We start from the raw sequence: 17502 nt of genomic DNA, 5'->3' as shown, positions 1-17502 counted from the left end.
TGGGCAAGACACAAGGAGGACAGCGAACGTGAAGTACGTGCTGATGTTCATTGAGACCGAGCAGTTCGCCAAGGAACTGCAGGCCATGGGTGAGCTGGAGCGGGATGCGGCGTTCGAGGCTGTGGGCCGCTGGTTCGCCGAGAACGCGGACAAGATCACCCACCACACTCGCCTGGCTCCAGTGCACACGGCCACCACGATGCGGCTCCATGGCGACAGCGAGCCCGTCATCACGGACGGGCCGTTCGTGGAGGGCAAGGAGGTGGTCAGCGGATTCGCCGAGATCGAGGTCGCCGACCTCGATGAGGCCCTGAAGGTCGCCAGGTCTTGGCCGGCCTGCCCTGTGGTGGAGATCCGCCCCGCCTCGTGAGCTAGATAGTGAACGATCCTGTGCCGCATGAGGTGCTGGCCCGCGTGGTGCGCGAGCACGCGGGTCGGCTGGCCGCATCCCTGGTCTCGCTGCTGGGCGACTTCTCCGCCGCCGAGGACCTGGTGCAGGACGCGATCGAGGTGGCCTTGCAGCGGTGGCCTGTCGAGGGTGTCCCGGATCGGCCGGATGCTTGGCTGTTCACTGTGGCCCGTCGCCGCGGTCTGGACGTACTGCGCCGGGAGTCCAACTACCGTGCCAAGTTGGCCCAGTTGCAGTGGCCAGTGCCGCCCAGGCCGGATGAGCGACTCCGGCTGATCTTCACCTGCTGCCATCCAGCGCTGTCGCGGTCGGCGCAGATCGCTTTGACACTGCGGGTGGTGTGCGGGCTGAGCACCGCACAGATCGCCGCAGGATTCGTGGTGCCGGAGACCACGGTGGCGCAACGGATCACCCGAGCCAAGAAGAAGATCGCCGAAGCCGGGATTCCCTACCGGGTCCCGACTCCTGAGGATTTGCCTGGACGGTTGAGGGAGGTGCTGGCTGTCATTTATCTGCTGTTCAACGAGGGCTATCTGTCCAGTACGGCGGAGCGCGCCCAGGGCCGGGACCTGGTCGACGATGCCGAATGGCTGGCCACGCTCCTGGCGGGCCTGGCTCCCGATGAGCCGGAGGTGAGCGGCCTGCTGGCGCTCATCCGATTGCACCGGGCGCGCGGAGCAGCCCGTTTCGACACGGGCGGACGTCTTATCCTTCTGCCCGATCAGGATCGCTCCTTGTGGGATCGCGACGCAATCCAGGCGGCCTCCACTCTGCTCATACGGACGGGACGCAGACATCATCGGCCAGGCCCGTATCAGGTGCAGGCGGCCATCGTGGCCTGTCATGCCGAGGCGCAGCGTTGGGAGGACACCGACTGGGCGCAGATCGCCGTGCTCTACGACATGCTGCTGTACCTGGCGCCCTCCCCGGTCACGCGGTTACACCGCGCGATCGCTTTGCAATACGTGAAGGGCCCGGAAGCCGCCCTGGCCGAGCTCATGGATCTTGTGGACGTGTTGAAGCACTATCCGCTTTTGCACGCCGCTCACGCCGAGCTGCTGCGCACCCTGGGACGACCGCAGGAGGCACGGGAGGCCGACGAACGGGCGTTGGAGTTGACCGCCAATCCCGCCCAGCAGGCGCTGCTGGAGGAACGGCTCAGTTGGACATGACCGCGCGGCGTAGGCGCCGAGCCCCCCGTACCCGGAGTTCAGGTGTCGTGGAGATGCCAGGGCGCGTGTGCGTGCGTTTGCCGAGCGGTCGAGCGGACCTGCACGGCGTAGGAGGGCCGTGTGCTTGTGGGAAGTGGGCCGAGGTAGGTGTGTCCGTCAGGTGGCACCAGGCGGGCAGGTCGATCGGGGCGGCCGGGTCTCCGGTGATCAGGCGTAGCGCGGCAGGCGTCGGCAGCGCTCCGGATCACAGCGGCATGTCATGGCGAGATCGGATCGTCGCAGATGGTCTTCGCGCGATTGGCCGCCGTCTTGATCGTGTTCTTGAGTAAAGGCGACCTTCAGGATGAAGACCTTTGGCAGATCTGGGAGGCGGCCTGGCCACGATGATCGTGCAACCTGCTTGCATCGTCTGGCGTCCGGCGTCGTCGTTAGGAAAGCCACGACTAGAGCCAAGGGGGCGAGCAATCTCGAACTTTGTCGAGCGTCCGCGAACACTGCCCGCCCGCGTCAGGGGCGTCAACGTCGATCACGTCGTCTTCTTCTAATCCGTAGGTTCAGGGTTCGAGTCCCTGGCGCCCCACCTGCAAAAACAATCCACTCACGTTGATCGTTTTGGGCGGTTGACGGGAACGGTTGACGGCAACGTCCTAAGAATTATGAGAGGCCAGCCATCACGATCATCACGCACGACAACCCGATTGGTCGTGGCCCCACTAACTACATGATCCACGCGGACCTTTCCGAGCGCGAGGACGGCTGGCGCGAACAGTTGTGGACTCGCCGGCTGACACCGGACAGGTTCGAGATCGCCTGCCTACCGTTCTTCACCTACGGCATCTGCTACCGGGACATCGTGACCGTCGATGATCAGCACCTGGTGTCCGCCGTAGTTGAGAAGTCCGGCCACAGCACCTTGCGCGTCGCCCTGGTGCAACAGCATCCTCAACGCGACCAGATCCACGAGTTGCTGCATGGCGAAGTCGTAGCATCCGGCCTGGCCCACGAATGGCTGCAAGGCACCTATCTCTCCATCGACCTGTCTCCGGGCACCGACCCCGACCCGCTGCTGCAGGTACTCAAAGGCCCACAAGAAACAGAAGCGCTCTTCTGGGAGATCGACTCCTAAGGCTTAGATCTCAGCCGTACCCGACCAACCGCCGTACCTGGGCCGCACACCCGCCATCCATCTATTGCCGACGACGTACCACCAGGACGACAACGACTACGGCGAGCAACAAGCCCGCGAGAGTCAGGAGTTCAAACCATCCCAGACCAACCACGCGCACCCCCTCTACCCGAGATCAGTGGCCTTACGGTGTGCGCTTGGACGAGCTAGGTCAAGGTCTTTCGCACGCTGACCGAGGCGTTGCGAGGCAGCTCGAATACCCTGTCGACCTTGATCGGCGGTGGGCTTACTCTGACCGCATGGCTCATGGGAAGACCTCCTTCGTCTGCTTGCCCTGCCGAGCTTCGTACAAGCAGCCCTATCCCGGCCGGGGCGTCGACGACCGGCTCTGCCCGCGCTGCGCCGAGCCGCTTGTCCATGTCGGTTCTGCCTTCGCGGCGCCGCGTCGTAGCGACAAGGCCGGTTGGAGAACGCTGTCGGTTCTGCTGAACGCCGGTGTCCGCTTTCACAAGAGTTGTTGTGGCGGCCCCGGCTATCGCCCCCGCACACTCAGCGAGGTACGAGCACGCATGGCGTACGCCCGCAGCACCGGAGAACCGCCCTCCAAAGCTCTAGTGCGCTGCGAACTGCCCTAGGAGAGTCCGCCGAGGCGAACCGGCCTACGGCATCGTCACGTCCTACTCATCCGGGTCCCAGGCCACCAGCAGGTCGAAGATGCGGCGGTCGCCGTCGAGCTTCAAGGAGTCCACCGGAAGACGGACAGCGGTTTTCACGTCGGCGCGGCGGTCTCACGCTTCTCGTCGAGCTTCCTCGGCCAGCTTGAAGAACTCGGATTCGGAGTCGGCGAACTTCGTGACGCCCTCCTTCCGATCGGTCACCACGAAGAACAGCCAGGGACCGGCGGCCGGCTTCAAAGCAGCCTCGATGGCGTCCTGACCCGGGTTGCAGATGGGACCGGGCGGCAGGCCGCGGCGCCCGTAGGTGTTGTACCGCGACTGGCTCTTGAGATCCTCGTTCGAGGCGCTGGCACCGTACTTGTTCGAGCCGTACAGGACCGTGCTGTTCAGTTGCAGCCTCAGCGTGGGCGTGTGGTTCAGCCGGTTGTAAATGACCCGCGCGACCTTGGGCATGTCGCTCTTGTCGGCCGACTCGGCCTGGACGAGGCTGGCGATGGTCATGATCTCCAATGGCGTACGGCCGAGACGCCTGGCACCATCCACCAGGTTGCTGTCCTCGGCGGCGCGATTGAAGCGTGTCACCATCGCGGCGAGGATCTCGTCGGGGTTCGACGTGGGCGAGACCGCATAGGTCGCGGGGAAGGCGAATCCTTCCAGCGCGCCCTTGGCATAAGCCGGAAGGCCGAGCGCCTTGCCGTCCTTGGCTGCCCGGTTGAACTCCTCCACCGGCTTGCCTGTGGCGGCCGACAGCTGCGTCAAGATCTGGGAGAGCCGCAGTCCTTCTCTCACGGTCAGGGTGGTCTGTCCCTGTCCGGGCTCCACAAGCGCCTCGCCAGAGCCCTGCCCGGTGTCCTTGGGCACCGCCACCCGAGAGGGCAGCCCCTGAACCACGAACGTGAGTCCGACCACCATCACGGTGACGGCTGCCGCCACCAGGGCGAGGCCACGGCGACCGGATCGGCTCCGGTCGACCTGGAAGAACCGGCCAGGCGGGGGTGGCTGCTCCTCATGGGCCATGTCGGAAAAGGTCTCACGCAGCAGATCTTCGATGTTCATCCGAACTCCATCACGGTGCTCAGTTCAGGTGCGGCCTTCTTCAGGCGTTCCAACGACCGGTAAATCTGGCTGCGCACCGACCCCACTCGGACACCGAGCAGTCGCGCGATCTCTGTCTCGGACAGGTCTTCGAAGTAGCGCAGCACGAGCATGGTCCGCTGCCGGGGCGTCAGCCGGGCAAGAGCCGTGCGCATCGTCAGGCGAAGATCCACCATGTCGGCGTACCCGTCGCCGATCTGGTCGGGCAACCATCCCGTGGGCACTTCCGTGATGCGGGAACGACGTCGCCACCGGCTCACCTGCTCGTGGTACATGACACGGCGGACGTAACCCTCGACGGCCGCCGGGTCGCGCAGGCCGCGCCACTTCACCGCCGTCTTCGCCAACGCCGACTGCACCAAGTCCTCAGCGGCGTGCCGGTCACCGGTCAGCAAATACGCGGTACGGAACAGCGCTCCTGATCGATCGATGACGAACTCCCGGAAGTCCGCCTCAAATCCTGGATCCACCTGTCCTCCTCGCGATGTCACCAAGCAAGGACGCGGACATCGCGCCGATCTATGCCGACGCGGCCGAACTGATCCGTGTCAAGGGCTGCCCGGAGCGATCTCGCGTACGTTTCGGCTGGTCGGCAAGGCCGTGCCCGTTGCGTGCCCGTCAGGGCGGAGGCCAGAAGCGGCCGATGCACGATGGCCGCTACCCGGCCGCAAGTTGTACGGTGCGATGAAGGAGGGCGGACGCTTCATGGCAGACGAGCAGATCACGACAATCGGCAGATGTTACCTGTGCAAGCGAACCTTCAGCTTCACCCCTGCGAGTGTCATGACGGTCGTGATGGACCCCGAGACCAATCTTCCGCTGGGCATGACGGTGTCAGGTGATTTCCGTGAGCCGACACCGGAAGCCACGGCCAGATCGGTTAAAGAACACATCTGCTCCGACTGCGTGAACCGGATGAAGCAGCTCAGAGAATTCATGGACCCGCCCGCTCTCCAATTCGACACATGGTGGAGAGGCAACCCCTGACCGATACGGCTTGGGTTGCAGTTCCCCGCCCTACCACCCCGGTTCAGGCGGACCGGCCGCGCGTGCGGCGGCCCCCTTTCGCATGCTGAAACAGGCCCCGCCCAACGGGCGAGCCTCGCCGCCCACGCCCCCGCGGTGTGGGCGAACGAGAGCGACGAGGCACTGGACGTTTCGCCTTCGGCCTGGACGCCTTCCTGGACGGCCTGGCCGATGGACCGGTCGAAGGGTTAGCTGAACGGCAGTTCGGCCGGGGGAGTCGGCTTGGTGTCGGTCCACTGTGCCGAGCGCAGGGTCAAGTAGTTGATGATGAAGCCCGGCTTCATCTCGGCGTACGGGCCGCCGGGCTTGGTCAGCGCCTCCTGCTCGGACAGCACCGCGCCGGTGCGCTCATCGAACACGATCACCGCTCGGGAGCGGTAGGTGCCCTGCTCGGCCTTCGGCGCGCCGAACTCGCCGGTGACCGTGAAGGCGCGGTCGTCGGCGGCCAGTGCCACGCCCCGGCGACCCAGCGGGTCGGTGACGCGGCCGATCGAGTGGATGCCCGGCTGGTCGGCCAGCGCCCGCATCAGGCCCGCCCGAACCTTCGGTGGCAACGGGGCGGCCAGGAGTGAGGCCACCCTCATGATCTTGACGCCGGGGTACTGCTGATGTCCGGCCGGGTCCTGCGGCTTCCGGCCCAACGCCTTGCCCATCTCCATATCGCTCAGGAACCTCTCAGCCAGCTTGGCCGGGTCGGTCGGCAGGTTCCGCAGGTCCTCGGCCGAGATCCCGCCCGGGAAGTCCCCGCCGCCACTGGCGTTCGTCTGGCCGTGCGCCTGCCACTTCGTCGACTTGGCGGTGTAGGTGTAGTAGTGGTCGCTCGACCAGACGCGGAAGCTCGACGGCGACCCGGCACCCTTCCACAGCGCCACGTCCGCCGGGGATGACGGGTGGGCCGCGAGGTCACGGCCGTAGAACGCCTCACCCATGCCGGGCTTCGCGCCCCACCAGCCGAACGTCTCGCTGTGCGCCCCGGTGATCGCGTAGGTCCCGGTCTTCGGACGCATGATGTAGGACTGGCCATCGATCTGATCGATGTACCAGTACTTGCCGGTCGGCTGCTCTTCCGCCTTCTCCGCCGCCGCGAGGATCGCCCCCTTGGCGTCCAGGTTCACCGTGCCGGGTTGCGGGCCGACCGCGTTCCCGCCGACGGGCGCGTTCCCTCCGACGACCGCGTTTCCCCCGGCGAGCGTGATCGCAACGGTCGCCGCCGCGGCCGCCGCGAGCACGCCTCCCAGCCCCCACCGCAGCCGGGGCAGTGAACGGCGCGGCGGCTCGCTCAGCAGTGCCTTCGCCTGGGCGATCTCCCGGGCGGTGGGCGGGGCGGGCTCAGGATAGGACTCCCGGACCATCCGCACTTCATCCATGCTGTTCCTCCAGAGTGAGCATCGGATTGGTCCCGCCCAGCGCCTTGCGCAGCGTGGTTCGGGCACGGTTCAGGCGGGAGCCGACCGTGCCGTAGGAGATCCCCAGCGCCGCCGCGACCTCGTCGTGGCTGAGGTCGGCCAGGGCCACGAGCAGCAGCACGTCGCGCTGCCCGCGCGGCAGCGCCGCTATCGCCCCGGCGAGTTCGCCTCGCAGTCCCTCGGCGCTGACCCGCGAATCGACCCGTTCGGTGTGCTCCTCGGTGTCACTGCGGCCCGGGCCGAGGCGGGCGCCCGCCCGCAGCGCGCGCATCTCGGCCCGCTGGTGCCTGCCGACCACCTTGGTGGCGATGCCGTACAGCCAGGTGCGCACGTTCGCGCGCTCCGGGTCGTAGCGTCCACGTTGCCGGAACGCCTCCAGGAACGTCTGCGCCGCGACGTCGGCGGCGGCGTCCGGTCCGAGCCGCTTGGCCGCGTACCGGTGGATCTCGACGAAGTAGACGTCGAAGACCTCGTCGAAACGCTCGGCCGGGCGGGACGGGGAGTCCCCTGTCATGTGATGCCTTTCCATGGCGCGGATGGCGGTCACATGGGTATCACCCGCAACCGGCTTCTGCTTTCCGCCCCCCGAGGCGCGGTCCGAGGCGGCCATGGAACCCTCTAGACCCATGCACTTCAGAACGGGCACGAAGGACGACGCGGAACGCATCGCAGTGCTGCACACCGAGAGCTGGAAGACCGCCTACGCCGGAATCATGCCCGCCGCCTACCTCAACGGATCGCTACTGGAAGAGCGCAGGGCCATGTGGATCACGCGACTCGCGTCGTCCGCGTCTGAGCCTGCGGGAGAGGGCTCCGCCTCTCTGGTCGTGGCTGTGGAGGACACCGCGCTTCAGGGCTTCGTCTATCTGTTGCTGCAGCCCGACGGCCGGATCCTGCTGGACAACCTTCACGTGCTCCCCACGCGCAAACGTTCGGGCATCGGCCGTCAGCTCATGCGACACGCCTTCACCTGGGCGGCCGCCCATCATCCCGGCAAGGCCGTCTACTTGGAGGTGCTCCGTGACAACGCGCCGGCCGTCGGCTTCTACGAGCGAAACGGCGGCGAGGCCACACGAGAGTTCGTGGAACGCTTCCCCGCAGGCTTTGAACTACCCGTAGTCGAGTTCACCTGGAACCCGGCCGCCGTCAACGCATCGGCGCACATCGGCACCACACCTGACCTCATCGGGCCATTGACGCCTTAGCCGCCCGGCGGCCACAGCATGAATCCCATCCGGCGGGCCCACGTTGAAATCCGCTGAATCGCAATCGTTCGAGCGTTCACCAATCTGATGACGCCGGCGTCTCCGAATTTCAATTCCCAGCGTCTAGAGTCATGGCGTGAGCGGAGAGTTCGTGCCGCACCCCCCAGAGTTGCGGATGTCCGACGCTGATCGTGAGCGGGTCACCGAAAGGCTGCATACGGCCTTCGGCGAGGGCCGCATCACTCAGGAGGAGTTCGAGCAGCGGTTGAACGGGGTGCTCTCAGCGCGTGTGTTCAGCGAGATCGAGCCGCTCATCGCGGACCTTCCGGGGACGGCGCCACCGGCCCCGGAACTGACCCAGTTGCGCACCACGGCGGCCAGCCTGAAGAGGCGCGGTCCTTGGGTGGTGGCCAGGCGAATCCAGGTGACGGCCAAGGCCGGGTCGGTGAAGCTCGACTTCACCGAAGCCCTCATCGCCCATCGGGTGGTTGAGATCGAACTCGACGTGCTCGCCGGCTCCACCACGCTCGTGCTGCCGCGCGGCGCCTCCGTCGACATCGAGAACGTCGAGTTCATCGCGGGCAACTCCCACGTACGGGGGGTGCCCGCTCTTCCAGTCCCGGGGGACGGCCTGCATTTCGTCGTGCGCGGCAAGCAGCGCGGCGGCGGGCTGACGGTACGGCATCAGCGTCGCCTGTGGGGATGGCATTGGTGACCGGTGCGCATGACATGGCGTCCCGCCGCGGACCGCGGTCAGCGACGTCACGCCGGACATTCGTCGCCGCCGAAGCCCTGAGGACCATGTTCGCCCCTTGGCGCTGACACGTTGCCGGAGACCGGCGAGGTCCCCCACGTGGAGGCGCTCAGCCTTGGTGAGCAGGCGAGCACCAGGCCCCTCCCCCCGTTCGCCCCGGACGACGACCGCAGAGCCCCGGCGTCCGCGTCACTGACCCGAGTAACCGCACACGCGCATGGAGGAGTTTCATGGCCGCAGGCCCGCTGATGCCGGGAGACCCGCACGAGCTGGGAGCGTTCCAGGTCGTGGGACGTCTGGGCGAGGGAGGCCAGGGGATCGTCTACGAGGGACGGTCCGCGTCCGGCGAGCGTGTGGCGATCAAGGTCCTCAAGGGCGGCACGGATCCCGACACCCGTCGGCGGCTCGCCAGGGAACTCGAGTCGGCTCGCCGAGTGGCGCCCTTCTGTACGGCCCGCGTGCTGGTCGCCGACCTCGACCGGCCGGACCCCTATGTGGTGAGCGAGTTCGTCGCGGGCCCCTCGCTGCAGGACCGGGTGCGTGACGACGGGCCCCTGCGGGACGGCGACCTCGATCGGCTCGCTGTCGGTACGGCTTCCGCCCTGGCGGCGATCCACGGCGCCGGTGTCGTTCACCGAGACTTCAAGCCGGCCAACGTGCTGATCGGGCCCGACGGGCCACGCGTGGTCGACTTCGGCATCGCCCGCCCGCTCGACGCCGACACGGCCCCTTCGGCGTTGTCGGGCACCCCGCCTTACATGGCGCCGGAGCAGCTCAAGGGAGTCCACGGGTCTCCTGCGGCCGACGTGTTCGCCTGGGCCTCCACCATGGTCTACGCCGCGAGTGGCCGTTCACCCTTCGGCGCCGACACCGTCGCCGCGGTCTTCAACCGCATCCTCACGGAGGATCCCGACCTCACCAGCGTGCCCGAGGGCCTGCGCGGCGTCCTGTCCGCCTGCCTCGCGAAGGACCCGCGGGCCCGTCCATCCGCCCGCTCGCTCCTGGTCCGCCTGGTCGACCCCGGAGCCTCCACCGTGTCCGTCCCGGATGTCGGCCCGGTCCCCACCGCGTACGTCCCGTCCGGCTGGTCCCAGCCCGGCCCGGCCGTCCAGGACCCTGCGGTCCAGAGCCCGATCGGGTCCGGTCCTGCCGCGACCAAGCTGCTCCCTGCCGACCTGCCCGCGTCCACACGCCGTGACCTCGGCGGCGGAGCCGACACGGCTCCCTTGGCAGTGCCGTACGGCGGGCAGGCCGGGCGGAAGGTGCGGCGTGTGGCCGTGCCGGTGGTCGGCGTCGCAGTCGCGGCTCTCGCAGTGGTCGGCGTGCTTTACGCGAACGGGATGACGGCCGACTCGACCGCGAGCGAGCGGCCGCGCGTCCAGGCGGAGCCTGGTACGACCGTCGACCAGGAGTCGACGCCGGACGGGGAATCGACGTCCGAACCAGCCCCGGCGCCTTCCCTCACGACGACCACGGGCTCGTCCGAATCCACGGGCTCGTCCGGGAGCTCCGCAGGTGGCATCTCGTCGGCCTTCGCGGGGACCTGGACGGGACAGGTCGAATCCGAGGACGACCGCAAGAAGACCGCCGATGTCACGATCACCCTGAAGCAGGGACAACCCGGCGGGACATTCGCGAAAGAGGGCTGCACGCAGCCGGTCACGCTGACCCGCGTCAAGAGCGACACCGAGCTCGAAATGAATGTGGCGCAAAAGGATCTGTGCGTGGGCGGAGACATGTCCCTCACCCTGAACGGCCCCGGCACTCTGGACTACGTGGGGCAGGAGGGCGCAGGCTACCTGACGTACCACGGGAGCCTGCGCCGCTCCTGACCGTTCAGCCGGCCCGCACGACCTGGAAGGAGTACGTTCCCGTCTTCACCATGGGTGATCTGACGACCAGTGCGTAGCGCCCGTCTCCGCTCGTGAGCGGGAGGTCGAACTCGTTGCCGCAGAGCGGGGCGGGCTGCCGGGGGTCGGCAAGGTCCTTCTCACTGGCGTCGTAGAGCTCGATGTCCATGTTGTTGCACGTCCCGGCGGCCGACCCGATGATCTTGACGGCCTTGGCGCCGTCCGCGTCGAACTCGAACCGGTCGATCCTGCCGGGCACGTCCAACCGGCCCGCCCCGGCGGGGCCGTCCTGGCCGATCTTCAGGCCGATCGTCGCGGGGAACGTGCGGACCTTCACGGTCGCGATCCGGAAGCTGTACGGTCCGACGACGTTCGGGTTCCCCCAGATCTCCAGCCGGTACCCGCCCGCCTTGGTCAGCTTCTGGCTGAGCGACGTGCCGGCGGTGAGGCTGGTGCCGGCGAAGCCCACGGGCTCGTCGTCAACGTCGGAGAACACCTGGAACTGGATGCCGTCGCCCTCCATGTCGGCAACGTAGAACTCCCTGGCGTCGCCCAGATCCAGTTTGAACTTGTCCCTCTGCCCTGCGCGGGTCAGCTCGGCCGAGACCGTGCTGCCGTCGACCAGGATTCCGCCCGGTTCCACGGCCGCTGAGGAGGTCTGCCCGCCGAGCCCGGTCGGAACAGGCGTGCTTTCAACCTGAACAGGCGCGCTCTCAGCCGGTGCGGGCACGCTCTGAGCCGGTGCGGGCGCGCTTTCGACAGGTTCAGCGCTCACACTGCTGGCAATCTGCACCGGAGGGACGTCGGCGCTCTTGGCCTCACCACTGGCGAGGCCGCATCCGGTGATCAACGCCGACGAGAGGACGAGGAGAGCGCCGTATCGGGCCTGCGCGAGACGCACTGAGGAGATATTTGCCATGTCAACCATTCTTCGGAGCCCACTTGCAATCCGGTTGCCCGACGCTTTCGATCTCTCGAACGCGGACGCCCAGGCCCGTTCATCTTTCCGGCACCGCAGGTGTTGATCAATGGTGACTTGTCAGCCATCGTGCACGCTCGCTCATCGGTTCCGGTGATAACCGACCCGGCAGTTGCCCGTTTCCCCCGCACATGCCGAGGAGGACAGTGGGCTTCACGCCACCCACCTGTTGCCGGCGCCGGTACCGAGCGTTCGCAGGTGTACGGACACGGCTCGTTCGGAGACGAATTCACGGGCTACCCGGGTGATGGCCAGAGGCGAAGGGAAACCGCCATGAAGTTGACCACGAAGCTAAGAGACAGGGCACAGGCCATCACCGGCAGGGCCAAGCAGCGACTCGGCCGCGCCACCGGAGACCAGCGGCTGGAGACCGAGGGCACGACCAACCGGGTCCTGGCCAACCTGAAGCAGTCCGGCACGAAGGTCAAGGACGCCTTCAGGCGCTGATCCGTGACCCACCCGGGCGGGGCTCAGGCCATGAGCCGGCCCTGCCCGGGTGCCCCGAGCTCCACGATTTTTCACGGCCGCTCTGGGTGCTGGAGCATCCCATCCTGAAGTAGGCCCGCCGGCAGGGGCCTCGTCATACCGCGCGGTGGTTCAGGTGGCCGGCAGGATCAGTTCGGTCTGCTCCGGGGCCTCCAGTTCGTGGCTCATTGCGAAGTGACCGAGCAGACCGCTGGCCGTCAGCAACCGGCAGATCGCCGCAGGCGGGGCGAGGAGGCGCAATGCCCCGCCCCGCCGTACGGCCATGCGTTTGACGAAGACGAGCACATCCAGCCCACTGGCATCCATGAAGGTGACTGCGGACAGGTCGAGGAGAATCCGGTGTCCCGGCTGGTCCAAGGCAGTCAGCAGATGTTCGCGAAGTGCGTGCGCGGTGGCGATGTCGACCTCGCCAGTGACGCGGCAGACCATCCATAGGGGATGGGTGCAGGATGACGGATCCATTCGAACCTCCAAGCGGCAGGCGCGGCTGGCGATGCTCATGGCCTCAGATGGTCCTAGTTAATCCGCGCCTACCACCTGCGGAAACGAGCGATATCAGGAAGGGTCATCACTGCGGGTGATGACCATCGGCACCCTCCATATGAACCTTCGGCCGACGGACAGACCTGAAGGTTCCGGGCAAGCGGCACAGCTCCACGACGGACGGGTTCGAGTCCGCCATCCGAGCGCTCCCGAACGGGAGATCCTTTTCCGATTCGGATTGAAGCGCATTCCTGAGAATACGAATTATCTAAAATATAGACGTACAATAGAAATAACCGGGAAATGTCGACATCCCACTCGGAGGCTGCCAGCTACACCGGCCCCCTGAAAGGGATGTCATGTCCGTTCTTCACCGCACTCACAACGTCTCCTCGCCCCAGGACGTGACTCCCCCGGACCTGCCCACCCAGCCCGCCCCCGCCTCTCCGGCGAAGATCCGAACGGTGCCCCGCACCAGGATGGGCGCGATATGGGCCGGCATTTGGAGTACCGCGGCCGTGTTCGTCGCGTTGATTGTTTTCATGGTGCAGAACACGCGTGGCGTGGAGGTCTCGTTCCTGGGCTTGCACGGCACGCTGCCCCTGGCGATCGCGCTGCTGATCGCCCTGGTCGGCGGGATTCTCCTCACTCTGGTGTTCGGCACCGCTCGGATCACCCAGTTACGCCGTCTCATTCATGGACGTCGCGACTGACATCACACATCGCCTCATATCGGGACGTCGACGATGTCTAGATCACCCGAAACGATCGATTCGGTGACGTGATCCACGTACCGACACAGTTCGCATGGGGCGGCTGCGCTTCTGGCGCAGATCCGCATCGTCCCACCGCACGGGCCCGGTGGTCCCAGACCCAGGCCAGGGGGCGGGGGTCGTGACGTGCGGCCCACGAGTGGCAGGCGCAAAGCGAAGCGTGCGCCTCCGCTGGAGGAGTTTCCGGCTGCCAGGGTCCCATGGTGGGCCTGGGCGATTTCACGGGCGATGGCCAGGCCGAGGCCGGTGCCACTGCAGTCGCGTCTGCGCGCGGCGTCGAGCCGGCTGAATCGATCGAAGATTCGTTCCCTGTCGACCTCGGCGATCCCTTCTCCGTCATCGGAGACGGACAGTTCCGCCGTCTCCGCATCACACGTGACCTCGACCCGCACCGTCCGTTCCCCATGGCGCTGTGCGTTGTCCAGCAGGTTGGTCAGCACCCGGATGATCTGAACGCGGACGCTGCTCACGTTCGCCTCGGGGACGAGCCGCAACTCCACCCCGAGCCGGTCCGTCCGCCGGGAGACCTCATCCTGGACCAGCCGCGACAGATCCACCGGCTCCCATTCGGCCGACACACCGCTGCCGGCCCGGGACAGCAGCAGCAGATCGTTGACGACCGATTCGAGCCGGCTGATATCCCGCAACGCCCGATCGAGTACGTCGTGAAAGTCGTCACAGTCAGGATGCATTTGAGCCTCCTCCAGCTCCGTGCGCAGCCCCGCGAGGGGGTTACGCAGCTCGTGGGAGACGTCGGAGGCGAACCGTTGTTGTCGCCGCAGTGCCTGAGTGAGGCGTCCGAGCCTGCCGGTGACGGTCCGTACGGTCCGGGCGATCGCGTCCTCACTGGAGAACCCGGGAATCTCGCAGCACACCATTCGGGTATCCGAGGGAATCTCGAGCCTGTCGATGTAGTCGCACAATCCGGTCAGGTGTTTCATCTCCATGTCAGCCTTTCCTTCTCACATCCGACCGTTGTCGGTGTCTCGGTCGGCACATGATGTCGAAATGGCCGGATGGTCATGGAATTCAGCATCGGGAAGCACACCGCCGCCGCTCCATTCGCGACAGAACCCCCATTCGCACCAACAGGAGGTTCCCAGCCGATCACCTGAACGAAGTGCGACCTTTTCTTTAAGGCTAGGAAGCAGGCCTGCGGTCCACCACCCTCAGGTGGTCCGTTGATGACCCTCAGATGGGCCGAAACGGGGACCTCGGCCGGATGCCCCGTGAATCGAGAAGCTGCGTCCGGATGGCGACCACCACCGCCTCGAGCTGACTGTGCACTCCCAGCTTCATCATCACGTGCTTGATGTGGCCGCGGGCGGTGTGCAGGCTCACGACGAGTCGTTCGGCGATCGCCCGGGCGTCAAGCCCTTCCCCCATCAGCTCCAGCACTTCCAATTCACGTTCGGTCAGCTTCGCCCAGTTGTCCCGGCCGATTCGCGAGGATGTGCTGGACCGCGCCTCGTCGAGGAGCACTTTGAGCGCGTCGCCCTCAAGCACGATGATCTTCTGGTCGACCATGGCGCGAATCACTCGCAAAATGTCCGGAAAGCTACTGTCCTTCGCGAGAAACCCGGCAGCCCCCGCGTCAGCGGCGGCCATGAGGAGGTCGGGGGTGGCGTCCGCCGTCAGGATGACGACGCGAACCTTCGGATGACAGGCCTTGATCCGTCTCGTGCCCTCGATTCCGTCGGTCCCGGGCAAATGGATGTCCATGAGGACGACGTCGGGGCTGTGTGCGGCCGCGAGCGGGATGGCCGTCTCGATCGTTCCCGTGGCACCCACACAATCGAGGTCAGGCTGGGCGTCGATGGCGATCTCCAGCGCGCCGGCGAGTGCCTGCTGGTCCTCGACCACGAGAACTCGGATCATCGGATATCCCTGCTGGCTGTCGGCCGTGGCATTTCTCGACTCATAGCTGCTGCTCGCTTCACGCGGTGCGATCCGCTGGCCGGCGGGGCCTGGTTCACCCGATCAACTGTGCGAGACGTAAATTGATGTATACGCAGAGTGTTCGCAAGCCTGGAGTGATGGCTGTCCGTCGCGGAGGAACGGACGGCGTCCCGACCCGTTTTTTGGACGCCCATTCGTGACGTTACGTGTGCGAATCGTGAGGAGCAAGTCCGGTTCGTCCAGGTCAGCGGGTTCTGGTCGCGGATTCGCGAGACGGAGTGTGACGCGATGGCTCATACGTACGTGAAGGGGCGAGCGAGATCACGCTTGGCGAGGCCCCGGGTCCACGGGTGACCAGGTATTCATTTCTGCTGTACGTGGCGGGGAACACCGATCGCTCCAAGGCCGCGGAAGCCAACCTGCGGTTCCTGTGCGACGCCCTTGTTCCCGGCACGTACGAGGTCGAGGTCATCGACGCCGGCGAGCGGCCCGACCTGGCGGAGGAGAGGTCGGTCCTGGCCACCCCGACGGTGGTCAGGCTTGCCCCGCCACCGCAGCGTCGGGTGATCGGGGACCTGTCCGATCACGGCCGCGCCGCTGTCGCCCTCGGCCTCCCGAACCACGAGAAATTGCCCCCGGAAAGGCAGTGACGATGGCTGGGAGCAACCCGATCGAGCGAATTCCCACGGGGATCAACGGCTTCGACCATGTCGCTCTGGGAGGGCTGCCCGCCCACAGGTCCACGCTGGTGAGCGGCACGACCGGCAGCGGGAAGACCTTGTTCGCCGTCGAGTTCCTCTCCCGCGGGATAACGCACTTCGGCGAGCCTGGAGTCTTCGTCACCTTCGAGGAGACGGCCACCGACATCCGGCGCAATGTGGCCTCGCTCGGCTTCCCCATCGAGCAGTGGGAAGGCGAGCACAGGTGGGCCTTCGTCGACGCGTCAGCGGGCATCGGCGATGAGGCACCGGCCGTGGGAGCCTTCGACTTCGGCGCGCTGCTGGCCCGCATCCAGCACGCGGTCCGCCAGACCGGGGCCCAGCGGGTCTCACTCGACTCACTGGGCGCGATCTTCACCCGGTTCGCCGACTTCAGCACCGTTCGTCACGAGCTTTTCCAGATCGCCTCCACTCTCGAAGATCTCGGGGTCACCTCGGTGCTCACCGCGGAGCGGCCCGAGGAGTACGACGGCGTGACTCGGTACGGGGTTGAGCAGTTCGTGCTCGACAACGTGATCATCCTCCGCAATGTGCTGCAGCGAGGGCGGCGAAGCCGGACCGTCGAGATCGTCAAGTTCCGCGGTGCCCCGCACCGCACAGGGGAATGGCTCTTCACCATCGACCCGCAGGACGGGATCGTGGTCGTCCCCGTCGCGTTCCTGACGCCGTCCGGCCACGCGTCGCTGGAGCGGGTCACTTCCGGGAACGGCAAGCTGGACGAGATGTGCGGCGGCGGCTTCTACCGGGACGCGATCATTTTGATCTCCGGCCCCAGCGGCACAGGCAAGACGCTCACCAGTCTGCGCTTCGTGTCGGCCGGGCTGGCAGCCGGCGAACGCTGCCTGATCTGCACCTTCGACGAGACCCAGGAGCAACTCTTCCGCAACGCCGCCGGGTGGGGCCTGGATCTCAAGGCCATGCGGGACTCGGGGTTGCTCCGGGTCGTGTCCGGCTACCCCGAGGAGGCCTCCCCTGAGGACCACTTCCTACGGCTCAGGCGGGCCATAGAGGAGTTCGCGCCCAGTCGGCTGGTCATCGACACGTTGTCCGCTCTCGAACGCGTCGTCTCGCCCCGATCCCTGTTCGACTTCGTCATCGCGCTGATGGCGGTGCTCCGCCAGAAAGAGATCACCACGGTTCTCACGGCTTCACCCACCGGGCGTCTCATGCCGGCGGGCACGTCCACGGTCACCGGGGAGATCGCCGGCCTGGCCGACGTATGGATCCTGCTCGAGTACATGGAGCGCGTCGGCGAGATCCGCCGCGCCATCACCGTGCTCCAGTCGCGGGCCTCCGCCCATGACCAGAGCGTTCGCGAGGTCACGATCGACGAGGCCGGCATGCGGATCGGCGATCCTCTGCGCGGCATCTCGCATGTCCTCAGGGGAACTGTCGGGACTGCACGTCTGTGGCCGGACACCGAGGAAACAGAAGGGCCGTAGG

At 66.6% G+C, this 17502-nt stretch carries 20 protein-coding genes; 11 read left to right on the top strand and 9 right to left on the bottom strand.

What is annotated here, in order from left to right; all coding sequences use genetic code 11:
• The first annotated feature begins 28 nt into the window (after positions 1 to 28).
• The 3 genes from Pmi06nite_RS23560 to Pmi06nite_RS23550 all read left to right on the top strand — a co-directional run bounded on the left by Pmi06nite_RS23560 (position 29) and on the right by Pmi06nite_RS23550 (position 2707).
• Positions 29 to 370, top strand: a complete 342-nt coding sequence (locus Pmi06nite_RS23560; RefSeq protein ID WP_239114147.1) for a YciI family protein — start codon at positions 29 to 31, stop codon at positions 368 to 370.
• 8 nt (positions 371 to 378) lie between these two features.
• On the top strand, positions 379 to 1581 hold the full coding sequence (locus Pmi06nite_RS23555; RefSeq protein WP_203955250.1) for an RNA polymerase sigma factor: 1203 nt from the start codon (positions 379 to 381) through the stop codon (positions 1579 to 1581).
• A gap of 721 nt (positions 1582 to 2302) precedes the next feature.
• Positions 2303 to 2707 carry a DUF4265 domain-containing protein gene (locus Pmi06nite_RS23550; RefSeq protein WP_203955249.1) on the top strand — a complete coding sequence of 135 codons (405 nt, stop codon included), beginning with the start codon at positions 2303 to 2305 and terminating at the stop codon, positions 2705 to 2707.
• 788 nt (positions 2708 to 3495) lie between these two features.
• On the opposite strand, the gene mltG is transcribed toward Pmi06nite_RS23550, so the two are convergent.
• Entirely contained in the window at positions 3496 to 4440 is a 945-nt protein-coding gene (gene mltG / locus Pmi06nite_RS23545) for an endolytic transglycosylase MltG (RefSeq protein ID WP_203955248.1), read from the bottom strand.
• On the bottom strand, positions 4437 to 4949 hold the full coding sequence (locus tag Pmi06nite_RS23540; RefSeq protein ID WP_203955247.1) for a SigE family RNA polymerase sigma factor: 513 nt from the start codon (positions 4947 to 4949) through the stop codon (positions 4437 to 4439). The genes mltG and Pmi06nite_RS23540 overlap by 4 nt, the downstream gene beginning before the upstream one ends.
• Positions 4950 to 5184: 235 nt before the next feature.
• Here Pmi06nite_RS23540 and Pmi06nite_RS23535 point away from each other — a divergent pair, with 235 nt between their 5' ends.
• Positions 5185 to 5466, top strand: coding sequence for a hypothetical protein (locus Pmi06nite_RS23535; protein ID WP_203955246.1), 282 nt, complete (start codon positions 5185 to 5187; stop codon positions 5464 to 5466).
• A gap of 227 nt (positions 5467 to 5693) precedes the next feature.
• Here the strand turns inward: Pmi06nite_RS23535 and Pmi06nite_RS23530 are convergent, their stop codons facing one another.
• Together Pmi06nite_RS23530 and Pmi06nite_RS23525 are read right to left on the bottom strand one after the other, a co-directional pair.
• Positions 5694 to 6872 (bottom strand): CU044_5270 family protein, encoded by a 1179-nt coding sequence (locus tag Pmi06nite_RS23530; protein WP_203955245.1) that lies wholly within the window; start codon positions 6870 to 6872, stop codon positions 5694 to 5696.
• Positions 6865 to 7425, bottom strand: coding sequence for an RNA polymerase sigma factor (locus tag Pmi06nite_RS23525; RefSeq protein WP_203955244.1), 561 nt, complete (start codon positions 7423 to 7425; stop codon positions 6865 to 6867). Before Pmi06nite_RS23525 ends, Pmi06nite_RS23530 begins: the two co-directional genes overlap by 8 nt.
• Positions 7426 to 7537: 112 nt before the next feature.
• On the opposite strand from Pmi06nite_RS23525, the gene Pmi06nite_RS23520 reads away from it, so the two are divergent.
• From Pmi06nite_RS23520 to Pmi06nite_RS23510, 3 genes are all read left to right on the top strand, one after another.
• Complete coding sequence (locus Pmi06nite_RS23520) at positions 7538 to 8116, top strand: GNAT family N-acetyltransferase (RefSeq protein WP_203955243.1); 579 nt, start codon at positions 7538 to 7540, stop codon at positions 8114 to 8116.
• Positions 8117 to 8252: 136 nt separating this feature from the next.
• A complete protein-coding gene (locus tag Pmi06nite_RS23515) occupies positions 8253 to 8831 on the top strand; it encodes a DUF1707 SHOCT-like domain-containing protein (protein ID WP_203955242.1) in 579 nt (192 codons plus the stop codon).
• Positions 8832 to 9100: 269 nt separating this feature from the next.
• Entirely contained in the window at positions 9101 to 10702 is a 1602-nt protein-coding gene (locus tag Pmi06nite_RS23510) for a serine/threonine-protein kinase (protein WP_203955241.1), read from the top strand.
• Between the two features lie 4 nt (positions 10703 to 10706).
• Here the strand turns inward: Pmi06nite_RS23510 and Pmi06nite_RS23505 are convergent, their stop codons facing one another.
• Positions 10707 to 11639, bottom strand: a complete 933-nt coding sequence (locus tag Pmi06nite_RS23505; RefSeq protein ID WP_203955240.1) for a hypothetical protein — start codon at positions 11637 to 11639, stop codon at positions 10707 to 10709.
• A gap of 333 nt (positions 11640 to 11972) precedes the next feature.
• Here Pmi06nite_RS23505 and Pmi06nite_RS23500 point away from each other — a divergent pair, with 333 nt between their 5' ends.
• Positions 11973 to 12146, top strand: coding sequence for a CsbD family protein (locus tag Pmi06nite_RS23500; RefSeq protein ID WP_203955239.1), 174 nt, complete (start codon positions 11973 to 11975; stop codon positions 12144 to 12146).
• A gap of 150 nt (positions 12147 to 12296) precedes the next feature.
• Here the strand turns inward: Pmi06nite_RS23500 and Pmi06nite_RS23495 are convergent, their stop codons facing one another.
• Both Pmi06nite_RS23495 and Pmi06nite_RS42660 read right to left on the bottom strand, forming a co-directional pair.
• A complete protein-coding gene (locus Pmi06nite_RS23495) occupies positions 12297 to 12686 on the bottom strand; it encodes an STAS domain-containing protein (protein ID WP_203955238.1) in 390 nt (129 codons plus the stop codon).
• A 361-nt stretch (positions 12687 to 13047) separates the two neighbouring features.
• Positions 13048 to 13170, bottom strand: coding sequence for a hypothetical protein (locus Pmi06nite_RS42660; protein WP_275409598.1), 123 nt, complete (start codon positions 13168 to 13170; stop codon positions 13048 to 13050).
• A 16-nt stretch (positions 13171 to 13186) separates the two neighbouring features.
• Here Pmi06nite_RS42660 and Pmi06nite_RS23490 point away from each other — a divergent pair, with 16 nt between their 5' ends.
• Positions 13187 to 13381, top strand: coding sequence for a LapA family protein (locus Pmi06nite_RS23490; RefSeq protein WP_203955237.1), 195 nt, complete (start codon positions 13187 to 13189; stop codon positions 13379 to 13381).
• Between the two features lie 14 nt (positions 13382 to 13395).
• On the opposite strand, the gene Pmi06nite_RS23485 is transcribed toward Pmi06nite_RS23490, so the two are convergent.
• The gene (locus tag Pmi06nite_RS23485; protein WP_203955236.1) at positions 13396 to 14388 is read right to left on the bottom strand and encodes a sensor histidine kinase; all 993 of its coding nucleotides are present in this window, start codon (positions 14386 to 14388) and stop codon (positions 13396 to 13398) included.
• Between the two features lie 244 nt (positions 14389 to 14632).
• Positions 14633 to 15304 carry a response regulator transcription factor gene (locus tag Pmi06nite_RS23480; protein ID WP_203955235.1) on the bottom strand — a complete coding sequence of 224 codons (672 nt, stop codon included), beginning with the start codon at positions 15302 to 15304 and terminating at the stop codon, positions 14633 to 14635.
• Between the two features lie 386 nt (positions 15305 to 15690).
• On the opposite strand from Pmi06nite_RS23480, the gene Pmi06nite_RS23475 reads away from it, so the two are divergent.
• Positions 15691 to 15990, top strand: a complete 300-nt coding sequence (locus Pmi06nite_RS23475) for a circadian clock KaiB family protein (RefSeq protein WP_203955234.1) — start codon at positions 15691 to 15693, stop codon at positions 15988 to 15990.
• A 2-nt stretch (positions 15991 to 15992) separates the two neighbouring features.
• Positions 15993 to 17501: a circadian clock protein KaiC gene (gene kaiC / locus Pmi06nite_RS23470; protein ID WP_203955233.1), complete on the top strand. Its 1509-nt coding sequence runs from the start codon at positions 15993 to 15995 to the stop codon at positions 17499 to 17501.
• Position 17502 lies beyond the last annotated feature (1 nt).

It is taken from the genome of Planotetraspora mira, from assembly GCF_016863275.1.
Lineage (GTDB): Bacteria > Actinomycetota > Actinomycetes > Streptosporangiales > Streptosporangiaceae > Planotetraspora > Planotetraspora mira.
This window is presented reverse-complemented; position numbering and strand designations above follow the sequence as displayed.

Excerpts from the sequence above, each read along its gene's own strand:
- Pmi06nite_RS42660 (WP_275409598.1), bottom strand. The coding sequence starts at position 13,170 with ATGCCGGCCCATATCGCGCCCATCCTGGTGCGGGGCACCGTTCGGATC.
- Pmi06nite_RS23520 (WP_203955243.1), top strand. The coding sequence starts at position 7,538 with ATGCACTTCAGAACGGGCACGAAGGACGACGCGGAACGCATCGCAGTG.
- Pmi06nite_RS23500 (WP_203955239.1), top strand. The coding sequence starts at position 11,973 with ATGAAGTTGACCACGAAGCTAAGAGACAGGGCACAGGCCATCACCGGC.
- Pmi06nite_RS23530 (WP_203955245.1), bottom strand. The coding sequence starts at position 6,872 with ATGGATGAAGTGCGGATGGTCCGGGAGTCCTATCCTGAGCCCGCCCCG.
- Pmi06nite_RS23510 (WP_203955241.1), top strand. The coding sequence starts at position 9,101 with ATGGCCGCAGGCCCGCTGATGCCGGGAGACCCGCACGAGCTGGGAGCG.
- Pmi06nite_RS23495 (WP_203955238.1), bottom strand. The coding sequence starts at position 12,686 with ATGAGCATCGCCAGCCGCGCCTGCCGCTTGGAGGTTCGAATGGATCCG.
- Pmi06nite_RS23535 (WP_203955246.1), top strand. The coding sequence starts at position 5,185 with ATGGCAGACGAGCAGATCACGACAATCGGCAGATGTTACCTGTGCAAG.
- kaiC (WP_203955233.1), top strand. The coding sequence starts at position 15,993 with ATGGCTGGGAGCAACCCGATCGAGCGAATTCCCACGGGGATCAACGGC.
- Pmi06nite_RS23505 (WP_203955240.1), bottom strand. The coding sequence starts at position 11,639 with ATGGCAAATATCTCCTCAGTGCGTCTCGCGCAGGCCCGATACGGCGCT.
- Pmi06nite_RS23550 (WP_203955249.1), top strand. The coding sequence starts at position 2,303 with ATGATCCACGCGGACCTTTCCGAGCGCGAGGACGGCTGGCGCGAACAG.
- mltG (WP_203955248.1), bottom strand. The coding sequence starts at position 4,440 with ATGAACATCGAAGATCTGCTGCGTGAGACCTTTTCCGACATGGCCCAT.
- Pmi06nite_RS23525 (WP_203955244.1), bottom strand. The coding sequence starts at position 7,425 with ATGACAGGGGACTCCCCGTCCCGCCCGGCCGAGCGTTTCGACGAGGTC.
- Pmi06nite_RS23485 (WP_203955236.1), bottom strand. The coding sequence starts at position 14,388 with ATGGAGATGAAACACCTGACCGGATTGTGCGACTACATCGACAGGCTC.